The organism is Pseudomonas sp. ERMR1:02 (genome assembly GCF_002277815.1).
Classification (GTDB): domain Bacteria; phylum Pseudomonadota; class Gammaproteobacteria; order Pseudomonadales; family Pseudomonadaceae; genus Aquipseudomonas.
Genome location: NZ_NKJI01000002.1, coordinates 129,973 through 147,218, shown reverse-complemented (window position 1 = coordinate 147,218; position 17,246 = coordinate 129,973). Strand labels below are relative to the sequence as shown.

Below are 17,246 nucleotides of genomic sequence, written 5' to 3'. Positions count from 1 at the left end.
AGGCACTTTTATAGTGACTGACACACCGCTTTCGCGAGCAAGCCCGCTCCCACAGGTTTAGCGGTGAAGCAACTTACTCGGTGGACAACACACCACGACGAACCTGGTCGCGCTCGATGGATTCGAACAGCGCCTTGAAGTTACCTTCGCCGAAGCCATCGTCGCCTTTACGCTGGATGAATTCGAAGAATACCGGCCCCATCAGGGTTTCCGAGAAGATCTGCAGCAGCAGACGCTTGTCGCCCGACTCGGATGAACCATCCAGCAGAATGCCCCGCGCTTGCAGTTCGCCTACCGGCTCGCCGTGGTTCGGCAAACGGCCTTCGAGCATTTCGTAGTAGGTTTCCGGCGGCGCAGTCATGAAGCGCATGCCGATGCTTTTCAGGTGATCCCAGGTCTTGACCAGGTCTTCGGACAGGAACGCAACGTGCTGGATGCCCTCGCCGTTGAACTGCATCAGGAACTCTTCGATCTGCCCTGCGCCCTTGGACGATTCCTCGTTCAGCGGGATGCGGATCATGCCGTCCGGTGCGGTCATGGCCTTGGAGGTCAGGCCGGTGTATTCGCCCTTGATGTCGAAGTAACGGATCTCGCGGAAGTTGAACAGCTTCTCGTAGAAATTCGCCCAGTAGGCCATGCGGCCGCGATACACGTTGTGGGTCAGGTGGTCGATGATTTTCAGGCCTGCACCGACCGGGTTGCGATCAACGCCTTCGAGGTACACGAAGTCGATGTCGTAGATCGAGCTGCCTTCACCGAAACGGTCGATCAGGTACAGCGGCGCGCCGCCAATGCCCTTGATCGCCGGCAGGTGCAGTTCCATCGGGCCGGTTTCGATGTGAATCGGCTGGGCGCCGAGTTCGAGGGCGCGCTTGTAGGCCTTTTGCGAATCCTTGACGCGGAACGCCATGCCGCACACCGACGGACCGTGCTCGGCGGCGAAGTACGAGGCTACGCTGTTGGGTTCGTTGTTGAGGATCAGGTTGATCGCGCCTTGGCGATACAGGTGCACGTCTTTGGAACGGTGGGTCGCGACCTTGGTGAAGCCCATGATCTGGAAGATCGGCTCCAGCGTGTTCGGGGTTGGCGATGCGAATTCGATGAACTCGAAGCCCATCAGGCCCATTGGGTTTTCGTATAAATCTGCCATGGTTGGCGCTCATCATGCTTTTAGAATTAACAACTGAAATTAACGAACGTTAGTTGCTAGCAATGCTGAGGCCGGTGGGTGGCGCACAGGAGATGCCCCGAACGCTGCGGGCGAGGAAGTCACCGTAGATCAATTGAAACCCTAATATCTTCATTGTCGACCCAAGGCTCTTGCGGGCGAGGCTTCTGCTGCCAGAAGACGTTTATTCTTGTATGCGTAACCTGATTCTACACAGCGTAAATCATTTTGTCCGCCTCCTGTATAAAATCCCCCTTTTTCCCGGGGACGCAAGGGGTTTGTTGCACAGGAAAATCCCCGCGAGAATCAGCCCTCCCCCAGATACATCGCCAGCGTCAGTTGTTCGCCCAACAGCAGCGCGCCGAGCATGACGGCGGTCAGCGGATTCAAGGCGATAAACACACCGGAACGCGTCGCGCCGATTTTGCGGATGCCGTCGTAATAGCCGATGTAGGCCAACGCCGAGCCCAATACGCCCAGATACATCAGGCCCAGCCACTGTTTCAGACCGAGACTTTCAAGTGCAGCCAGACTCACCTCACCGCGAATCACGCTGGTCATCCAGAGCATCAACGTGCCCAGCAGAATCGACCAGGTTACCGTTTGCAGCGGCCCCAGGCTTTGATTTAGCTCCTTGGAGAACAGCGAGTAAATGCCCCAGCCGAGTACGCAGCCAAGAATAAGCAAATCACCGATCCAGGCGTCGTTGTTGGCGGCAAGCAGTTGCGGATTACGGCTGACGATCACCAGGCTTGCCCCGGCAATGCAAATCGCGATACCGACGACTTTCGCCCGACTCAAACGCTCCTTGAACAGCAGCCATGAAGCCAAACCGATCACGGCCGGATTCAGCGCCACGATCAACGAAGCGCGCGAAGCATTGATATAGCGCAATCCATAAAAAAAACAGATGTTGTAAAAGCAAATCCCGAAAAATCCCAATAGCGCCAATTGCAGCCATTGCCTGGGGCTGGGTCGCGCCAGTGGTACGCGGGCCAATAGCAAGAACAACAGCAATGCCGCGCTGGCCAGGAGGAAACGTAAGCTGGCGGCAAACAATGGGCTGAGGCTGTCGGCCAGAAATCGCCCTGCCACAAAGGTACCGCCCCAAATCATGGTGACTGTCGCCAGTTTCAGATAAACCGGCACATCGGACGGTCTGGACAGGCTCTGCTCACATGTAGACATAAGTCTCCGGATTTCGTGATTGGCTGGATGACGTATCATTCAGCTAATACCCAGTCATCGTAAAATGAGTAAACACTCATGACTCTCACTCAACTGGAGATCTTCTCCGCCGTTGCCGAGCACCATGGCTTCACGGCGGCGGCCAATCGCTTGGGAGTTACCCAATCAGCGGTCTCCCATGCATTGAAATCGCTGGAGCAGGAGTTGGGTGTCGAACTGCTGCGCCGCCATCAGTCGCAGGTTGAACTGAGCGACATCGGCCAACAGTTGCTGCTACGCGCGCGGGCCATGCTTGGGCTGGCCAACACCTTGCGCCAGGAGGCAGCGGACGCTCGCGGCATGAAGCGCGGCACCCTGCGCATTGGCTCGTTCGGTCCCACTTCATCCATCAAATTGTTGCCATTGATCCTCCAGCACTACCGCGCTGCTCATCCAGGCATCGAGGTTCACATTGATGAAGGACCGGATCGTCAGGTGATCCAGTGGTTGCAAGAACGGCGCATCGATATCGGGTTTGTAGTGCTGCCCGACGAGCGTTTCGACACGGTTGCGTTGATGGAAGATCAGATGGTCGCGCTTTTACCGGTCAATCATCCGCTGACGACTCGCGATAGCGTCAGTTTGAGCGACTTGTGCCATGACCCTTTTGTATTGACCGAGGCCGGTTCATCAGAGCTTGTGTCACGGTTGTTCAACGCAGCCCGACTGACACCCAACATCCGTTTTCGCTGCTCGCAGTTGCTGAGCACTCTGGATACGGTTGGTCGCGGTGATGCCTTGACCGTGGTTGCCGAAGGCTCTCTACCCGAGCACAACGACAGCCGCTACGTGAAAAAAAACCTGTCGCCCGCAATCGCCCGACAGGTCGGCCTGGCGGTACTCGATCAGCGCCAGGCATCGCCGGCGACATTGGCCTTCATCAAACTCGCCCAGCGGCTTGATTACAGATGAGCGGCATAAGTACCAAGGGCCAACTATCATGGCTCGGACTTGAACTCTTTTTGGAGGGCGTTTCGCGCCGCCAGCATTTGAGAGCCCTATTTCATCGTTACAGGTTTCCCGAATGCCACTGAAAGCCAAGACCCGCAAACGCAGCATCAGGATTGCTGTCACCCTCGCAAGTGGATTGCTCCCGGTGTTGCTGGGTGGTGTCATCCTCTATATGCAGGCTGAACGGGCACTCAAGCAAGATGTTCAACAAACTGCCGAAGATGCCATACGCCAGTTCGACCTGATGTTCGACAACACCGCCGAGGCTGCGCACGAGTTGCTGCCGCTTGCGGGGAAAAGTTGCAGCGATGTCAACCTGGCCTTGCGCCAACAAGTCACCCGGCGTCCATTCGTGCGTTCCACCAATCTGATTTGGGACGACACCATTTATTGCAGTTCCCTGTTTGGCGACTATCACGAGAAAATTCCCGCCGGAGACTACGCTGGAGGCCGCTTGCTGCTGATGAAGGGCAACCTGGTCACGCCCGACACTGCATTGCTGATGTATCGGCTCGGCGAACGTAAACAGGGCGCGATGAGCTATCTGGATGGCTACCACCTGAGTAACACATTGCGCATGATCGGCGGGAACACATTGCTGGTCCTGCAAGTCGGCCCTAGTTGGTTGTCTGCCGACGGCCAGTTCCACGATGACGCCGTACCCGAATTTCCGGTGGCACAAACCAGACTCGGTTCTTCACGTTATGCCTTTGGCGTAGTGGCCGGTTTTCCAGAAGGCGAAACCTGGCGCTACATGAGTAGTGAATACCCGCCGCTGTTCAGCCTGCTGATCTTTTTCGGTGTAGTGTCCGGCTTTATCGGACACGCTCTGCAGAAGCGCTCCTCGTCACCGACCCATGAAATGAAACGTGCGCTGGAAGCGGAAGAGTTCGTGCCGTATTTCCAGGCGGTTGTGCAAGGCGACAGCAAAAAGGTGTCGGGCATCGAAGTGCTGATGCGCTGGAACCACCCGAAAGAAGGTCTGGTGCGCCCCGATCTGTTTATTCCGTTTGCCGAACACTCCGGCCTGATCGTGCCGATGACCCGCTCATTGATGCAACAGACCGGCGCCTTGCTCGCGCCGCTGTCTGCGTCGTTCGATGAGCCCTTTCATATCGGCATCAATATCACTGCCAGCCACTGCCTGGATCTGGAGTTGGTTGAGGATTGCCGCCAGTTCCTCGCTGCTTTCGCACCGGGTTCCATTCACCTGGTACTTGAGTTGACCGAGCGCGAACTGATCGAACCCACTGCCGTTACCCACCAATTGTTCGAGCAGTTGCACGAACTTGGCGTGAAAATCGCCATCGACGACTTCGGCACCGGCCATTCCAGCCTCGGATATTTGCGTCAGTTCAATGTCGATTTTCTCAAAATCGACCAGAGCTTCGTCGCCATGATCGGCATCGACACACTGTCCAGCCACATTCTGGATACCATCATCGAACTTGCAGTGAAGCTTGATCTGGCCATGGTTGCCGAAGGTGTGGAAACCCAGGCCCAAAGTGATTACCTGACCGCCCATAACGTTAACTTCCTGCAAGGCTATCTGTTCGGCCGACCGATGTCTGGTGCAGAGTTCATTAGTGCATTAAGTGACCATTAACTAACGGTTTTATGCGACGAGACAGCGATACAACGCACCAATTTGAATCAAAAAAACTGCTCTTGTTACATGAAAAAAAGACATGATTTACTCTTGGCCAATTAACTACTACAATTTTTCATGCCTGCGGTAAATTGGCAGGTGAGCCATTTATCACCGAGTCGCTTCAAGGCTCTTGGCTTATAGCTTTGGTTGCGGTTGGTACCAGCCAAACACACTATTGGAGTAAATATATTGTCCAGACTCGCTGAATTTCGTGCAGCTGAAAAGGCCCTTCAAGAACAGCTCAAGCAGCTGGAATCCCTGAAGAATGATGCCGGGCTCAAGAAAGAAATCGAATTCGAAGAAAAGCTCCAGGGGTTGATGAAAACCTACGGCAAGAGCCTGCGCGACATCATCGCCATCCTCGATCTGAACCCGGCAAAATCCGGCCTGCAACAGGCCGCAGCGCCTAAAACCCGCCGCGCTCGCGTGGTCAAGGTTTATCAGAACCCGCACACCGGTGAACTGATTGAAACCAAGGGCGGCAACCATCGCGGGCTGAAAGCCTGGAAGGAACAATACGGCGCTGGCACCGTTGATTCCTGGCTGCGTGGCTAAGCACTCACGCTAAAAAAAAAGCCCTGCCAATGCAGGGCTTTTTCATGAACACCATCTAAATGCAACGATATTGGCCGATCAACTCACTACTTGCTGACTAACTTTGTGTTTAATCCGTTTGGGTATCTAAATATTTCGGTACCAGCGCAAAGCCTGCAGCTACTAAAGTCTTCAGTTAAAGTTTCAAGGCGTTTCGCGCCGCCTCTATTTCATCCTTGCTGGCCTTATAAGCTTCAGCCTGCCCCGCGTAGGAAAGAACGTAGGCTTTATCGCCGTCCACAGCAGCGACCAATGTTTGAGAAAGCACATGGCGGCCGTTTTGCGTGATGGTGCAAGTGGTTTCCAGCGCCGATAATCGGCTCAGGGTAGTCGGATGAATCCGGGTGCAGACACTTTGATAGCCGCCCTTGAAAAAGTCTTTCTGCACTGACTTGCGCATTTCCAGCAACACGCCTTCAAGGTTCACCTGATGACCGCTTTGGACCTGTGTCATGGTCAGTTCCATCACCAGAACCGGCGTGCCACCCTCGTCGTTTTTCACCGCTCGCTGGCGAGAAACACCGGATGAGGCATCGCCTTGCGCAATCTCTTCGACCTGCCAGCCGGCGGGCCAGGTCATGACTGGCGCCTCGGCGTGAGCGAAGGCAACTCCTGACAGCATGCCAACCAGAACGAACACCGATGCACCAAATCGAATCATTGCCATAAACACTCAAAGTTTGAGCCGTAAAGTCTGATCCTTGACCGGCTGTCAGGCAATAGCCGCCGCTTAGGGTTTGGTGATGTCCGAACCCTTGCGTATCATTGCCGTCATCGATAGCCCCGCATATTTTCCGGAGGGCCCATGAGCCTGCACGACCTGAACAGTTTCCCCGGCGTCACCGCACAACCAGACACTGCGACTCAACAATTTGTCTTCAACCACACCATGCTTCGGGTTAAAGACATCACCAGGTCTTTGGACTTCTACACGCGCATCCTCGGTTTTTCCCTGGTGGAAAAGCGCGACTTCCCGGAAGCCGAATTCAGCCTGTACTTCCTCGCGCTCGTCGATAAAAACCAGATCCCGGCCGATGCCGGCGCGCGCACCGAGTGGATGAAATCGATCCCCGGCATCCTCGAGCTGACCCACAACCACGGCACCGAGAACGACCCGGACTTCGCCTACCACAACGGCAACACCGACCCCCGCGGCTTTGGCCACATCTGCATCTCGGTCCCGGACATCGTCGCTGCGTGTGAGCGCTTTGAGGCACTGGGCTGCGACTTCCAGAAACGCCTGAACGACGGCCGCATGAAGAGCCTGGCGTTCATCAAGGACCCGGATGCGTATTGGGTCGAGATCATCCAGCCAGCACCGCTGTAAGCCCCCAACACAGACCCAGTGAGGGAGATCGAGTAGGAGGCGGCCTCACAGCCGCCGTCCTCTCACACCACCGTACATACGGTTCCGTATACGGCGGTTCAAGCTATGCGGCTAAGCCGGTTTATCGTATCCAGTACCGAGACTAACCCGAGTCGATCCCACAGCTTCTTCGGTAGCGCCTGATTCATATGGGGCGCTCCCGAGTTCCACCATGGGCCTCGGCCATTGACTGCCGATTTCCACGCCCGCGCTTCATTGAGTCCCAGACGTATCAAGTTGCGCGCCCTTGTAAAGGGCCGCTTCCATTGACGCCAGACGACACAACGAAGCTTGTGCCGCACCCAGCCGTCCAGTTCCTCAAGTGGCCGCTTGCTCTGGCTCAGCTTGAAGTAGCCAGCCCATCCGCGTAGCACGGGGTTTATCCGCTCGATGATATTCGCCATCTTGTGGCCTCGTGCTCTGCGCAGCAGATCTCTGAGTCGGCCGCGCAAGCGACCCAGACTCGTCGTCGCCACTCTCAGCCTCGGCTGTTGATGCCAGCTCATCCCATAGCCCAAGTAATCACAGACCCAGGGCCGCGCCACACGGCTCTTTTCCCGGTTCAGCGTCAGTTTCAGGCGCTGATTCAGGAAGCGCTCAACACTTCTCATCACTCGTTCACCAGCACGACGACTGCACACATAGATGTTCGCATCGTCGGCATAGCGTACGAATCGATAGCCCCGTCGTTCCAGCTCGCGGTCGAGTTCGTTGAGCAGGATGTTCGACAGCAACGGCGAGAGCGGGCCGCCTTGCGGCGTCCCCTCCTGCCGTCGGCTGGCAATACCGCCTGACATCGTTCCCGCTTCGAAGTAACGACGGATCAACTTGAGCACGCGCTTATCTTCGATTTGACGCGCCACGTAAGCCATCAGGATGTCGTGATTAACCCGATCAAAGAACTTCTCAAGATCCAGTTCCACGCACCAGCGATGCCCTGCCGCCACATGACCGCGAGCAGTTTCAATGGCTTGATGAGCGCTTCTGCCCGGACGAAAACCGTAGCTGTAATCCGAGAACAGAGGATCGAAAATCGGCGTGAGCTGTTGCAGCAGTGCCTGCTGGATCAGGCGATCCACGACATTGGGAATACCCAGTTGCCGTGTTCCACCTTTAGGTTTGGGGATGTCGACGGCGCGCACACCTTGCGGGTGATACTCGCCGGCCAGCAACCGTGCCTTGAGGATCGGCCAATACTGTTTCACGTAGTTCGCCAAGTCGTCGACCGTCATGCCATCGGCACCCGGCGCGCCCTTGTTGCTGACCACGCGTTTATACGCACGCCTAAGATTAGCCGGTGCAAGCACCCGTTCCATAAGCATGTCCGACTCCGCGTTCGTCCACGTCACAGACGCCGCCGATACCTTTGCGCTGCCAGCCGTTATCCTCGGATACTGTCCGGGACTCGGGGTAACAGTCTTCCCTGGGAGAAATTTCTGCATTTCGGTATTCAACGAGACTTTGACGCCTACTGGCGGCATAACCTGTTCGGCCCTTGGCGACGGGGTTATTCGTCACTTACTACGGCTTCGGCTGACTTCTGCACGCTCATCCCGTCGCCTCTCGACGCGCGGTAGCACAGTGGCAAACGTGCAGATCTCCCAGGGTGATTCGCGCGACCTTCCTGCTTATGCCTGTCGGATCTACGTCGCAGCGTTCCGTGCAAGTATTGGGCTTTGACGGTTTGGGCCGCCTTACCCCGCTGCGCCGCCTCTATCCGCTTCCTGTTCGTCAGGCCAGCATTTTGCCTCGGGCTTCCTTCAGATTCGCGGTCACCCGCGACACCCTTGCCTCTGGCTAACACTTCCCCTTGCCGGGTGTGTAGAGGACTTTCACCTCCAAGTCACCAGCGAGGCCACCACAGCCAAGCTGGTTGCGCTTGCGCGCAACGCGCCATGCCTGGCGCACCCACAAAAAACCCCATGATCGCTCATGGGGTTTTTCTCTGTAGGAGCGAGCTTGCTCGCGATGAACCTGAGAACGCCGCGGGATCTCTGCCAACCAGCGTTATCGTTGACGACCATCGCGAGCAAGCTCGCTCCTACAAGGTTTTGTGTTTTCAGCGTCGGCGTTTATGCCGGGGCTGACGTGCGGATCAAGTGATCGAATGCGCTCAGGGAAGCCTTGGCGCCCTCGCCCACCGCGATCACAATCTGCTTGTACGGCACGGTGGTCACGTCTCCGGCGGCGAACACGCCAGGTGTCGAGGTTTCACCACGGGCATCGACGATGATCTCGCCGCGCGGCGACAACTCGATGGTGCCCTTGAGCCAATCGGTATTCGGCAACAAACCGATTTGCACGAAGATCCCTTCCAGCTCCACGGTACGCAGTTCGTCGGTCTGACGATCCTTGTAGCGCAAGCCGTTGACCTTCTGTCCATCGCCGGTCACTTCAGTGGTTTGTGCACTGGTGATCACGGTGACATTCGGCAGGCTGTGCAATTTGCGCTGCAACACCGCGTCGGCGCGCAATTGCACGTCGAATTCCAGCAGCGTGACATGGGACACGATACCGGCCAGGTCGATGGCCGCTTCGACACCGGAGTTACCGCCGCCAATCACCGCCACACGCTTGCCTTTGAACAGCGGGCCGTCACAGTGCGGGCAGTACGCCACTCCTTTGTTACGGTATTGCTGCTCACCCGGCACATTCATTTCACGCCACCGCGCGCCGGTCGCGAGGATCACGGTCCTGGCTTTGAGTTTCGCACCGCTGGCGAAGTGGATTTCATGCAGCTCGCCGTTAGTGCCCGGCACCAACTTGTCGGCACGTTGCAGGTTCATGATGTCCACGTCGTACTGCTTGACGTGTTCTTCCAGCGCCACGGCCAGTTTTGGCCCTTCGGTTTCCTGTACGGAAATGAAGTTTTCGATGGCCATGGTGTCCAGCACCTGGCCACCAAAACGCTCAGCCGCGACACCGGTACGAATGCCTTTACGGGCAGCGTAGATCGCCGCCGAAGCACCGGCCGGGCCACCGCCGACCACCAACACGTCAAACGCTTGCTTGGCGCTGATCTTCTCTGCCTGACGCTCGATGCCACTCGTATCGATCTTGGCGATGATTTCTTCCAGGCCCATGCGGCCCTGACCGAAGTTCACACCATTAAGGTAGATGCTTGGCACGGCCATGATCTGGCGCTCATCGACTTCCGCCTGGAACAGCGCGCCGTCGATGGCGACGTGACGGATGTTCGGGTTGAGCACGGCCATCAGGTTCAGCGCCTGGACCACGTCCGGGCAGTTCTGGCATGACAGCGAGAAGTAGGTTTCGAAGTTGAACTCGCCTTTGAGCGAACGGATTTGTTCAATGACTTCGACACTGGCCTTCGAGGGGTGGCCGCCGACTTGCAGCAAGGCCAGCACCAGCGAAGTAAATTCGTGGCCCATCGGGATGCCGGCGAAACGCAGGCTGATATCGGCTCCCGGGCGATTGATCGAAAACGATGGCTTGCGTGAATCATCCCCGTTATCGAGCAAGGTAATTTGGGTGGAAAGACTGGCAACGTCTTTCAGCAGTTCGAGCATTTCCCGGGATTTCGCACCGTCGTCGAGAGAAGCAACGATCTCGATCGGCTGGGTGACCCGTTCCAGGTACGATTTCAACTGGGCTTTGAGATTGGCGTCCAACATACGGGCGATTTCCTTTTTTGAATTCGAAAAAAAACGCCCGAGCGAATCTCGCCCGGGCGTTTTTATTGGGCGGTGCAGCTTACTTGCAAGGTGCGGAGTTCCGCCCTGAGTTGCGCGTCACAGACTTAGATCTTGCCGACCAGGTCCAGGGACGGAGCCAAAGTAGCCTCGCCTTCTTTCCACTTGGCTGGGCAAACCTGACCAGGGTGAGCAGCAACGTACTGGGCAGCCTTGATTTTGCGCAGCAGCTCGGAAGCGTCACGACCCACACCGCCGTCGTTCAGCTCGACGATTTTGATCTGGCCTTCAGGGTTGATCACGAAGGTGCCACGGTCGGCCAGACCAGCTTCTTCGATCAGCACGTCGAAGTTGCGGGAGATGGCGTGAGTCGGGTCGCCGATCATGGTGTACTGAATCTTGCCGATGGCCGGCGAAGTGTTGTGCCAGGCAGCGTGGGCGAAGTGAGTGTCAGTGGAAACGCTGTAAATTTCGACGCCCAGCTTCTGGAATGCGTCGTAGTTGTCGGCCAGGTCTTCCAGCTCGGTTGGGCAAACGAAGGTGAAGTCGGCTGGGTAGAAGAAAACCACCGACCACTTGCCTTTCAGGTCAGCGTCCGACACTTGCACGAAGTCGCCGTTTTGTAGGCGGTCGCTTTGAACGGTTTAACTTGGCTGTTGATGATAGGCATCGTTGACTCTCCGTCAGGGGTTGTGAAGTTGATGGAGTGAACTCTACCCACTCGACGGACGGTTGGCCCATTGGTAAACCTGATGCTGCTGATTGGCTTTCGCTATTAGCCAACAGTATTAATAGAAGAAAACGATCTGCAGGAACTCTCTGTAGGAGCGAGCTTGCTCGCGATGGACTTGCAGGTGACGCGTGTTTTCAGAAAGCACGCGTTATCGTTAGCGTCCATCGCGAGCAGGCTCGCTCCTACAGAGTTTTTCGGCGAGACGGGTCATGCCAAGAAAAGGACCGGCCTCGATGTAACGCATCGCAGACTTCATGTCTTTCCAGCCCACGTAGCTCATCAGCGACTTCAAGTCCCAGCCGCTCTGATGCGCCCAGGTGGCAAACCCACGGCGCAAGGAGTGGCTGGTGTAGTGCTCGGCCGCAATCCCTGCGCGCCCAAACGCCTGGCGCAACAACGGAATCACGCTGTTGGCGTGCAGGCCCTCTTCGCTCAAGTGACCCCAACGATCAATCCCGCGAAAAACCGGTCCGCGCACCAAAGCGGCTTCGCTGATCCACGCGATGTATGCCTGCACCGGGCATAACCGCTGCAGGGCTGGCGTCTGGTAGGTCTTGCCGAGGTTTTCGCGGTCACTTTTGCTTCGTGGCAAATACAAGGTGATGCCTGAACCGGCGCTCGCTAGCACATGCTCCACCTGCACACGACACAACTCATCGCTACGAAAACCGCGCCAGAAGCCCAGCAGTATCAGGGCGGTATCGCGCTTTGCTCGCAGTAATCCCGGCCTGTCGCCCTGAGCCAAGGCCGTTGTCGCCTCCCGCTCCAGCGAGTCAATCACTTGCTCCAAATGCTGAAGCTGCAAAGGCTCGGCCTGTTTTTCCTGGGCCGGATGCAACGCACGAATGCCCTTGAACACCTTGCGCACCACCGGCGCCTTGGTCGGGTCGGCGAAGCCCTGACTGTTATGCCACTGCGCCAGCGCCGACAAACGCAACTTCAAAGTATTGATCGACAGCACGCCTGCATGAGCGACCAGATAGCGCGCAACGCTATCGCTGGTGGCCGGCAGGAAACCACCCCAGGTTACCTCGAAGTGTTCGATGGCCGCGCGATAGCTGCGACGGGTGTTGTCGCGCGTCGCGGCTTGCAGGTAACGATCCAGCTCGGTCATGGGGTCAACTCTCGAATGCGTACCGCTTTTACAGGCCGAAACCCGATTTCGGCTCTTCACATGGGTAATACCAGTATATCCCGTGTTAATAACTAACCGTATTTAACTTTTTAGCATGGATGGTACAATGTGTATTTCAGTGGTACGTACCACACAACGAAATCATAGGAGAAGTCATGGCCCGTGGCGGTGTAAATAAGGCAGTAGTGCAAGCTGCGCGTTTGGCGATCCTTGCACGCGGGGAGAACCCAAGCATCGATGCAGTACGGATTGAAATGGGCAATACCGGCTCGAAAACCACGATTCATCGGTATATGAAGGAACTGGGTGTTGACCCTCAACCAGTAGAAACAGAACCGTCCGAGCCCATCGACGATGAGTTGATGGCACTGGTTTCGCGATTGGCGCAACGCTTGAAGGAGCAGGCACAAGCGCCGATCGATCAGGCCTGCGAGCAGTTCGAGCAGCAACGCAAAGCGCTGGAAACGCAACTGACACAAGCGCAGGAAGCCAACACCGAACTGCATCAGCAGTACGAGATTCAGAGCCTGGCACTTACCCAGGAGTCCCAGGCCCTGCAAGAAACCCGAGCCATGCTGCAGACCGAGCAAACCCGCAATGCCGGGCTGAGCCAGGCACTGGCCGATTTCGAACTACGCTTGCAAGACAAGGACGAGCAGATCCGCTCGCTGGAAGAGAAGCACCTGCATGCGCGCGACGCGCTCGAGCACTATCGCAACGCCGCCAAAGAGCAGCGCGAGCAGGAACACAGTCGTCATGAAGGTCAGGTGCAGCAACTGCAGATGGAGTTGCGTCAGGCGCAGCAAAGCGCTCTGGTGCGCCAGGATGAAATCACTCAGCTGCATCGCGACAACGAGCGCTTACTGACCGAAAACCGCGGCACGCTGCGCGAACTGAGTTCGTTGCAAGAACAGCTCAGGCAGAGCAACAGCCGTCAGGATCAACTGCTGGAGCAAACCACTCGTGTTGACGGCGAACGCACCCTCCTCCAGGAACGCTTGCGCGTCGCCCTGCTGGAAAGCCAGTCGCTCAAGCAGAATGTCGACGAGCAGTTGCACATCAACAAGTCACTGGAAATCGAACTGACCAAGGCCCAGGCGGACCTTGAGGAAAGCGTACGTCTGGCGACCAAGCCTCTGTAGGAGCGAGCTCGCTCGCGAAGGTCGTAAACGATAACGCGTGTAGTCAGATGTCCAGCGGCGCCCTTGAGTTTTTCGCGAGCGAGCTCGCTCCTACAAGGCGACCGGCGTACGCATGGTGACGAACTCTTCGGCGGCCGTCGGGTGTACGCCGATGGTTTCGTCGAAGTGGCTCTTGGTGGCGCCCGCCTTCAAGGCGATGGCCAGGCCCTGGACGATTTCGCCAGCTTCCGGCCCAACCATGTGGCAACCCAGCACCTTGTCGGTTTTGGCATCCACCACCAGCTTCATCAGCGTGCGCTCCTGGCATTCGGTCAGGGTCAGCTTCATCGGACGGAAACGGCTTTCGTAGATCACCACTTCGTGCCCGGCATCGCGCGCTTCTTCTTCGGTCAAACCGACCGTGCCGATGTTCGGCAGGCTGAACACTGCGGTCGGGATCATCTTGTAATCCACGGGGCGGTATTGCTCAGGCTTGAACAAGCGTCGAGCAACCGCCATGCCTTCGGCCAGTGCCACTGGCGTTAGCTGAACGCGACCGATCACATCGCCCAATGCCAGGATCGACGGCTCGGCGGTTTGATACTGCTCGTCCACCTCGACGAAACCCTTCTTGTCGAGTTTGACCGCGGTGTTTTCCAGTCCGAGATTGTCCAGCATCGGACGCCGACCCGTGGCGTAAAACACACAATCGGCTTCCAGCTGGCGGCCGTCCTTGAGCGTCACTTTCAGACTGCCATCGGCCTGTTTGTCGATTCGCTCAATGTCGGCGTTGAATTGCAGATTCATACCGCGCTTTGTCAGTTCTTCCTGCAAATGCTTGCGCACGGAACCGTCGAAGCCACGCAGGAATAACTCACCGCGATAGAGAAGCGTTGTTTGGGCACCGAGGCCGTGGAAAATCCCGGCAAACTCGACGGCGATGTAACCGCCACCCACCACCAGCACGCGTTTTGGCAGCTCTTTGAGGAAAAACGCCTGGTTGGAACTGATCGCATGTTCGTGCCCCGGAATTTCCGGAATCTGCGGCCAGCCACCGGTCGCGACCAGGATATTCTTGGCACTGTAGCGCTCACCATTGATCTCGACGGTATGCGGGTCGATGATTTTGGCGTGACCTTCATGCAGGGTCACACCGCTGTTGACCAGCAGGTTGCGATAAATCCCGTTCAGGCGATTGATCTCACGATCCTTGTTGGCGATCAGCGTCGCCCAGTCGAACTGCGCTTGATCCAGACTCCAGCCGAAACCCGAAGCCTGCTCGAAGTCCTCGGCGAAATGCGCGCCGTAGACCAGCAATTTCTTCGGCACACAGCCGACGTTTACACAGGTGCCACCCAGGTAGCGACTCTCGGCCACGGCAACTTTCGCACCGAAACCGGCAGCAAACCGCGCAGCGCGCACACCGCCGGAACCGGCGCCAATTACGTAAAGGTCAAAATCGTAGGCCATTTTCAATCTCCTCGGCAGGTGAACAGCATACCTGCGGGCATCCGTTGGGCAAGCGCTGTAAATGATTTAAAGCCGACAAATGAAAAAGCCACCCGAAGGTGGCTTTTCAATACAAGCAGGTGCGGCGCGCTATCAGTACGCCTTGCCAGTCTTGTAGAAGTTCTCGAAGCAGAAGTTGGTCGCGTCAATGTAGCCTTCGGCGCCACCGCAGTCGAAACGCTTGCCCTTGAACTTGTACGCCATTACGCAGCCGTTCTGGGCCTGTTTCATCAGGGCGTCGGTGATCTGGATTTCACCGCCCTTGCCTGGTTCGGTCTGTTCGATCAGGTCGAAGATGTCCGGGGTCAGGATGTAGCGACCGATAATGGCCAGGTTCGATGGCGCATCTTCCGGCTTTGGTTTTTCGACCATGCTGTGAACGCGGTAGATGTCGTCGCGGATCATCTCGCCGGCGATCACGCCATATTTTTGAGTTTCTTGCGGATCGACTTCCTGAATCGCGACAATCGAGCAGCGGAACTGCTTGTACAGTTTGACCATCTGGGTCAGTACGCCATCGCCTTCGAGGTTGACGCACAGGTCATCCGCCAGCACCACGGCGAAAGGTTCGTCACCGATCAGCGGACGTCCGGTCAAAATCGCGTGGCCAAGGCCTTTCATTTCGGTCTGGCGGGTGTAGGAAAACGAGCAGTTATCGAGCAGCTTGCGGATACCGACGAGGTACTTTTCCTTGTCGGTGCCCTTGATCTGGTTTTCCAGCTCGTAGCTGATGTCGAAATGGTCTTCCAGGGCGCGCTTGCCACGGCCGGTGACGATGGAGATTTCGGTCAACCCGGCTTCCAGTGCTTCTTCGACGCCGTACTGGATCAGTGGCTTGTTTACCACCGGCAGCATTTCTTTGGGCATGGCTTTAGTCGCTGGCAGGAAGCGAGTACCGTAACCGGCTGCTGGGAACAAGCATTTCTTGATCATAAAAGTCCTTGAAAGGGCTGTGTGTACGAGGTTCGGCGCAGTCTAATCAGGCGGCGCGCACCTTACAATGCCCCGCGCTGGCTAACCGATGCCATCATAGAGAAATATTCTTGCGGATAGTTCCGCAAGGGGTCTTCATCCGTCAGAAGCCTGTTAGTCATAGCAGAGACCGGCAGGTTTGCACGCTTCGCCACTGAACAGACAATCGCACCACCCTACACCCATCTGCACCCGCGTGCATTTGGCGCTATCATGGCGCATTGAACCAGCCAACGAGGCAGATAGATGTCGGAAGCAAAAAGCGTCAACGGGTTCCTGATCAACAAGGCAAAAGACGGCCAATGGCAGATAGACAGCGCCGCTGGCGAAACTGTCGCCGGACCTTTTCCGACTGAAGCCATGGCGATTGAAGTGGCATCGGTATTGGAGCTTGAACACCCGGAACCCAAGCGCCGCGGCAAGGACAAGAACTGATCGACAGCCGAAGCGACCGTAGCCCTGCCATTGCGCAGGGCTTTTTTGTGATCGCGCAAAGGAAGTGGCCTATCGCTATAACCTTTTGCCCGCGGCGCTGTCACAGCCTTTGCCCACCATCACTATGACGACGACGACCACAACATGATGAAATTTTTGCCACTGATTGCGGTACTGGCCCTGAGTGGCTGCGCGACGTCCGAAACCACCTACCTGAACAACGGCGAACAAGGCCTGGCCATCGATTGCTCCGGGGAGGCCAACTCATGGGCGACCTGCTATGAAAAGGCCGATGCTTCCTGTGCCGGCACCGGTTACCGCATCGTGGGCACCGACGGCACACCGGCTTCCAAGGAAAGCGACAAGACCTTGGGCGTTGATGTCGGCAACTACAAGAACCGCAATGTCGTGGTGGTCTGCAAGTAAGGCGCCCTGCCCTACATGTGGATTTCGGCGAATTTGATCCCGAGGCCGCGCAAGGTCTCGATCAAGTCATCCAGCCGCGCAAAGGACTCGACTTCGTCGCTATCGTCCACTAGAAAAAAACTGCGTCCGGCGCTCTTCTTGAAAAACACAATCCACTCGCCAAGATTCGCTGGATTTGAATCACATGGTAGCACAGATATGCCCTTGTGCGTGCTGCTCCCGTACCCGCTCTCGCTTCATGCCCGACTCCAGAAATGACAATGCCGTCAAGGCATTGCTTTGACGGCATGTGTGTTGAATGCCAG

General features: G+C 56.8%; 14 protein-coding genes and 3 pseudogenes. 7 read left to right on the top strand and 10 right to left on the bottom strand.

Features of this window, described 5'->3' with window-relative positions; genetic code table 11:
- Positions 1–73 precede the first annotated feature (73 nt).
- The gene (hppD, locus tag CES87_RS04315) at positions 74–1,150 is read right to left on the bottom strand and encodes a 4-hydroxyphenylpyruvate dioxygenase (RefSeq protein WP_128605095.1); all 1,077 of its coding nucleotides are present in this window, start codon (positions 1,148–1,150) and stop codon (positions 74–76) included.
- Positions 1,151–1,391: 241 nt separating this feature from the next.
- Positions 1,392–2,356, bottom strand: a pseudogene (locus tag CES87_RS04310) (DMT family transporter).
- A gap of 78 nt (positions 2,357–2,434) precedes the next feature.
- Between CES87_RS04310 and CES87_RS04305 the strand changes: the two are divergent.
- The 3 genes from CES87_RS04305 (at position 2,435) to CES87_RS04295 (ending at position 5,552) form a co-directional block, all read left to right on the top strand.
- Positions 2,435–3,307: a LysR family transcriptional regulator gene (locus tag CES87_RS04305; RefSeq protein ID WP_128605094.1), complete on the top strand. Its 873-nt coding sequence runs from the start codon at positions 2,435–2,437 to the stop codon at positions 3,305–3,307.
- 112 nt (positions 3,308–3,419) lie between these two features.
- A complete protein-coding gene (locus CES87_RS04300; protein WP_128605093.1) occupies positions 3,420–4,952 on the top strand; it encodes an EAL domain-containing protein in 1,533 nt (510 codons plus the stop codon).
- A 234-nt stretch (positions 4,953–5,186) separates the two neighbouring features.
- Positions 5,187–5,552 (top strand): histone-like nucleoid-structuring protein, MvaT/MvaU family, encoded by a 366-nt coding sequence (locus CES87_RS04295; protein ID WP_128605092.1) that lies wholly within the window; start codon positions 5,187–5,189, stop codon positions 5,550–5,552.
- Between the two features lie 175 nt (positions 5,553–5,727).
- On the opposite strand, the gene CES87_RS04290 is transcribed toward CES87_RS04295, so the two are convergent.
- Positions 5,728–6,252 carry a DUF4946 domain-containing protein gene (locus tag CES87_RS04290; RefSeq protein ID WP_128605367.1) on the bottom strand — a complete coding sequence of 175 codons (525 nt, stop codon included), beginning with the start codon at positions 6,250–6,252 and terminating at the stop codon, positions 5,728–5,730.
- 144 nt (positions 6,253–6,396) lie between these two features.
- On the opposite strand from CES87_RS04290, the gene gloA reads away from it, so the two are divergent.
- Positions 6,397–6,918, top strand: coding sequence for a lactoylglutathione lyase (gene gloA, locus CES87_RS04285; RefSeq protein WP_128605091.1), 522 nt, complete (start codon positions 6,397–6,399; stop codon positions 6,916–6,918).
- A 98-nt stretch (positions 6,919–7,016) separates the two neighbouring features.
- On the opposite strand, the gene ltrA is transcribed toward gloA, so the two are convergent.
- The 4 genes and pseudogenes from ltrA to CES87_RS04255 form a co-directional block, all read right to left on the bottom strand.
- Complete coding sequence (gene ltrA / locus CES87_RS04275) at positions 7,017–8,438, bottom strand: group II intron reverse transcriptase/maturase (RefSeq protein ID WP_128605089.1); 1,422 nt, start codon at positions 8,436–8,438, stop codon at positions 7,017–7,019.
- 591 nt (positions 8,439–9,029) lie between these two features.
- On the bottom strand, positions 9,030–10,592 hold the full coding sequence (gene ahpF / locus CES87_RS04265) for an alkyl hydroperoxide reductase subunit F (RefSeq protein ID WP_128605087.1): 1,563 nt from the start codon (positions 10,590–10,592) through the stop codon (positions 9,030–9,032).
- 125 nt (positions 10,593–10,717) lie between these two features.
- Positions 10,718–11,280: pseudogene (gene ahpC / locus CES87_RS04260) on the bottom strand (alkyl hydroperoxide reductase subunit C).
- Between the two features lie 217 nt (positions 11,281–11,497).
- Complete coding sequence (locus CES87_RS04255; RefSeq protein ID WP_128605086.1) at positions 11,498–12,457, bottom strand: site-specific integrase; 960 nt, start codon at positions 12,455–12,457, stop codon at positions 11,498–11,500.
- A gap of 176 nt (positions 12,458–12,633) precedes the next feature.
- Between CES87_RS04255 and CES87_RS04250 the strand changes: the two genes are divergently transcribed.
- Positions 12,634–13,620 carry a DNA-binding protein gene (locus CES87_RS04250; RefSeq protein ID WP_128605085.1) on the top strand — a complete coding sequence of 329 codons (987 nt, stop codon included), beginning with the start codon at positions 12,634–12,636 and terminating at the stop codon, positions 13,618–13,620.
- A gap of 90 nt (positions 13,621–13,710) precedes the next feature.
- Here CES87_RS04250 and gorA read toward each other — a convergent pair whose 3' ends face one another.
- Positions 13,711–15,069, bottom strand: a complete 1,359-nt coding sequence (gene gorA / locus CES87_RS04245) for a glutathione-disulfide reductase (RefSeq protein ID WP_128605084.1) — start codon at positions 15,067–15,069, stop codon at positions 13,711–13,713.
- 132 nt (positions 15,070–15,201) lie between these two features.
- Positions 15,202–16,041 (bottom strand): UTP--glucose-1-phosphate uridylyltransferase GalU, encoded by an 840-nt coding sequence (gene galU / locus CES87_RS04240; protein WP_128605083.1) that lies wholly within the window; start codon positions 16,039–16,041, stop codon positions 15,202–15,204.
- A gap of 285 nt (positions 16,042–16,326) precedes the next feature.
- Between galU and CES87_RS04235 the strand changes: the two genes are divergently transcribed.
- Both CES87_RS04235 and CES87_RS04230 read left to right on the top strand, forming a co-directional pair.
- Entirely contained in the window at positions 16,327–16,515 is a 189-nt protein-coding gene (locus CES87_RS04235; protein ID WP_128605082.1) for a hypothetical protein, read from the top strand.
- A gap of 144 nt (positions 16,516–16,659) precedes the next feature.
- On the top strand, positions 16,660–16,941 hold the full coding sequence (locus tag CES87_RS04230; protein ID WP_128605081.1) for a hypothetical protein: 282 nt from the start codon (positions 16,660–16,662) through the stop codon (positions 16,939–16,941).
- An 11-nt stretch (positions 16,942–16,952) separates the two neighbouring features.
- Here CES87_RS04230 and CES87_RS04225 read toward each other — a convergent pair.
- A pseudogene (locus CES87_RS04225) lies at positions 16,953–17,181 on the bottom strand (hypothetical protein).
- Positions 17,182–17,246 lie beyond the last annotated feature (65 nt).

Coding starts and splice junctions, on each gene's coding strand:
- CES87_RS04305 (WP_128605094.1), top strand. CDS start 2,435: ATGACTCTCACTCAACTGGAGATCTTCTCCGCCGTTGCCGAGCACCAT.
- CES87_RS04250 (WP_128605085.1), top strand. CDS start 12,634: ATGGCCCGTGGCGGTGTAAATAAGGCAGTAGTGCAAGCTGCGCGTTTG.
- ahpF (WP_128605087.1), bottom strand. CDS start 10,592: ATGTTGGACGCCAATCTCAAAGCCCAGTTGAAATCGTACCTGGAACGG.
- CES87_RS04235 (WP_128605082.1), top strand. CDS start 16,327: ATGTCGGAAGCAAAAAGCGTCAACGGGTTCCTGATCAACAAGGCAAAA.
- CES87_RS04230 (WP_128605081.1), top strand. CDS start 16,660: ATGATGAAATTTTTGCCACTGATTGCGGTACTGGCCCTGAGTGGCTGC.
- CES87_RS04300 (WP_128605093.1), top strand. CDS start 3,420: ATGCCACTGAAAGCCAAGACCCGCAAACGCAGCATCAGGATTGCTGTC.
- ltrA (WP_128605089.1), bottom strand. CDS start 8,438: ATGCCGCCAGTAGGCGTCAAAGTCTCGTTGAATACCGAAATGCAGAAA.
- CES87_RS04290 (WP_128605367.1), bottom strand. CDS start 6,252: ATGATTCGATTTGGTGCATCGGTGTTCGTTCTGGTTGGCATGCTGTCA.
- hppD (WP_128605095.1), bottom strand. CDS start 1,150: ATGGCAGATTTATACGAAAACCCAATGGGCCTGATGGGCTTCGAGTTC.
- gloA (WP_128605091.1), top strand. CDS start 6,397: ATGAGCCTGCACGACCTGAACAGTTTCCCCGGCGTCACCGCACAACCA.
- galU (WP_128605083.1), bottom strand. CDS start 16,041: ATGATCAAGAAATGCTTGTTCCCAGCAGCCGGTTACGGTACTCGCTTC.
- CES87_RS04255 (WP_128605086.1), bottom strand. CDS start 12,457: ATGACCGAGCTGGATCGTTACCTGCAAGCCGCGACGCGCGACAACACC.
- gorA (WP_128605084.1), bottom strand. CDS start 15,069: ATGGCCTACGATTTTGACCTTTACGTAATTGGCGCCGGTTCCGGCGGT.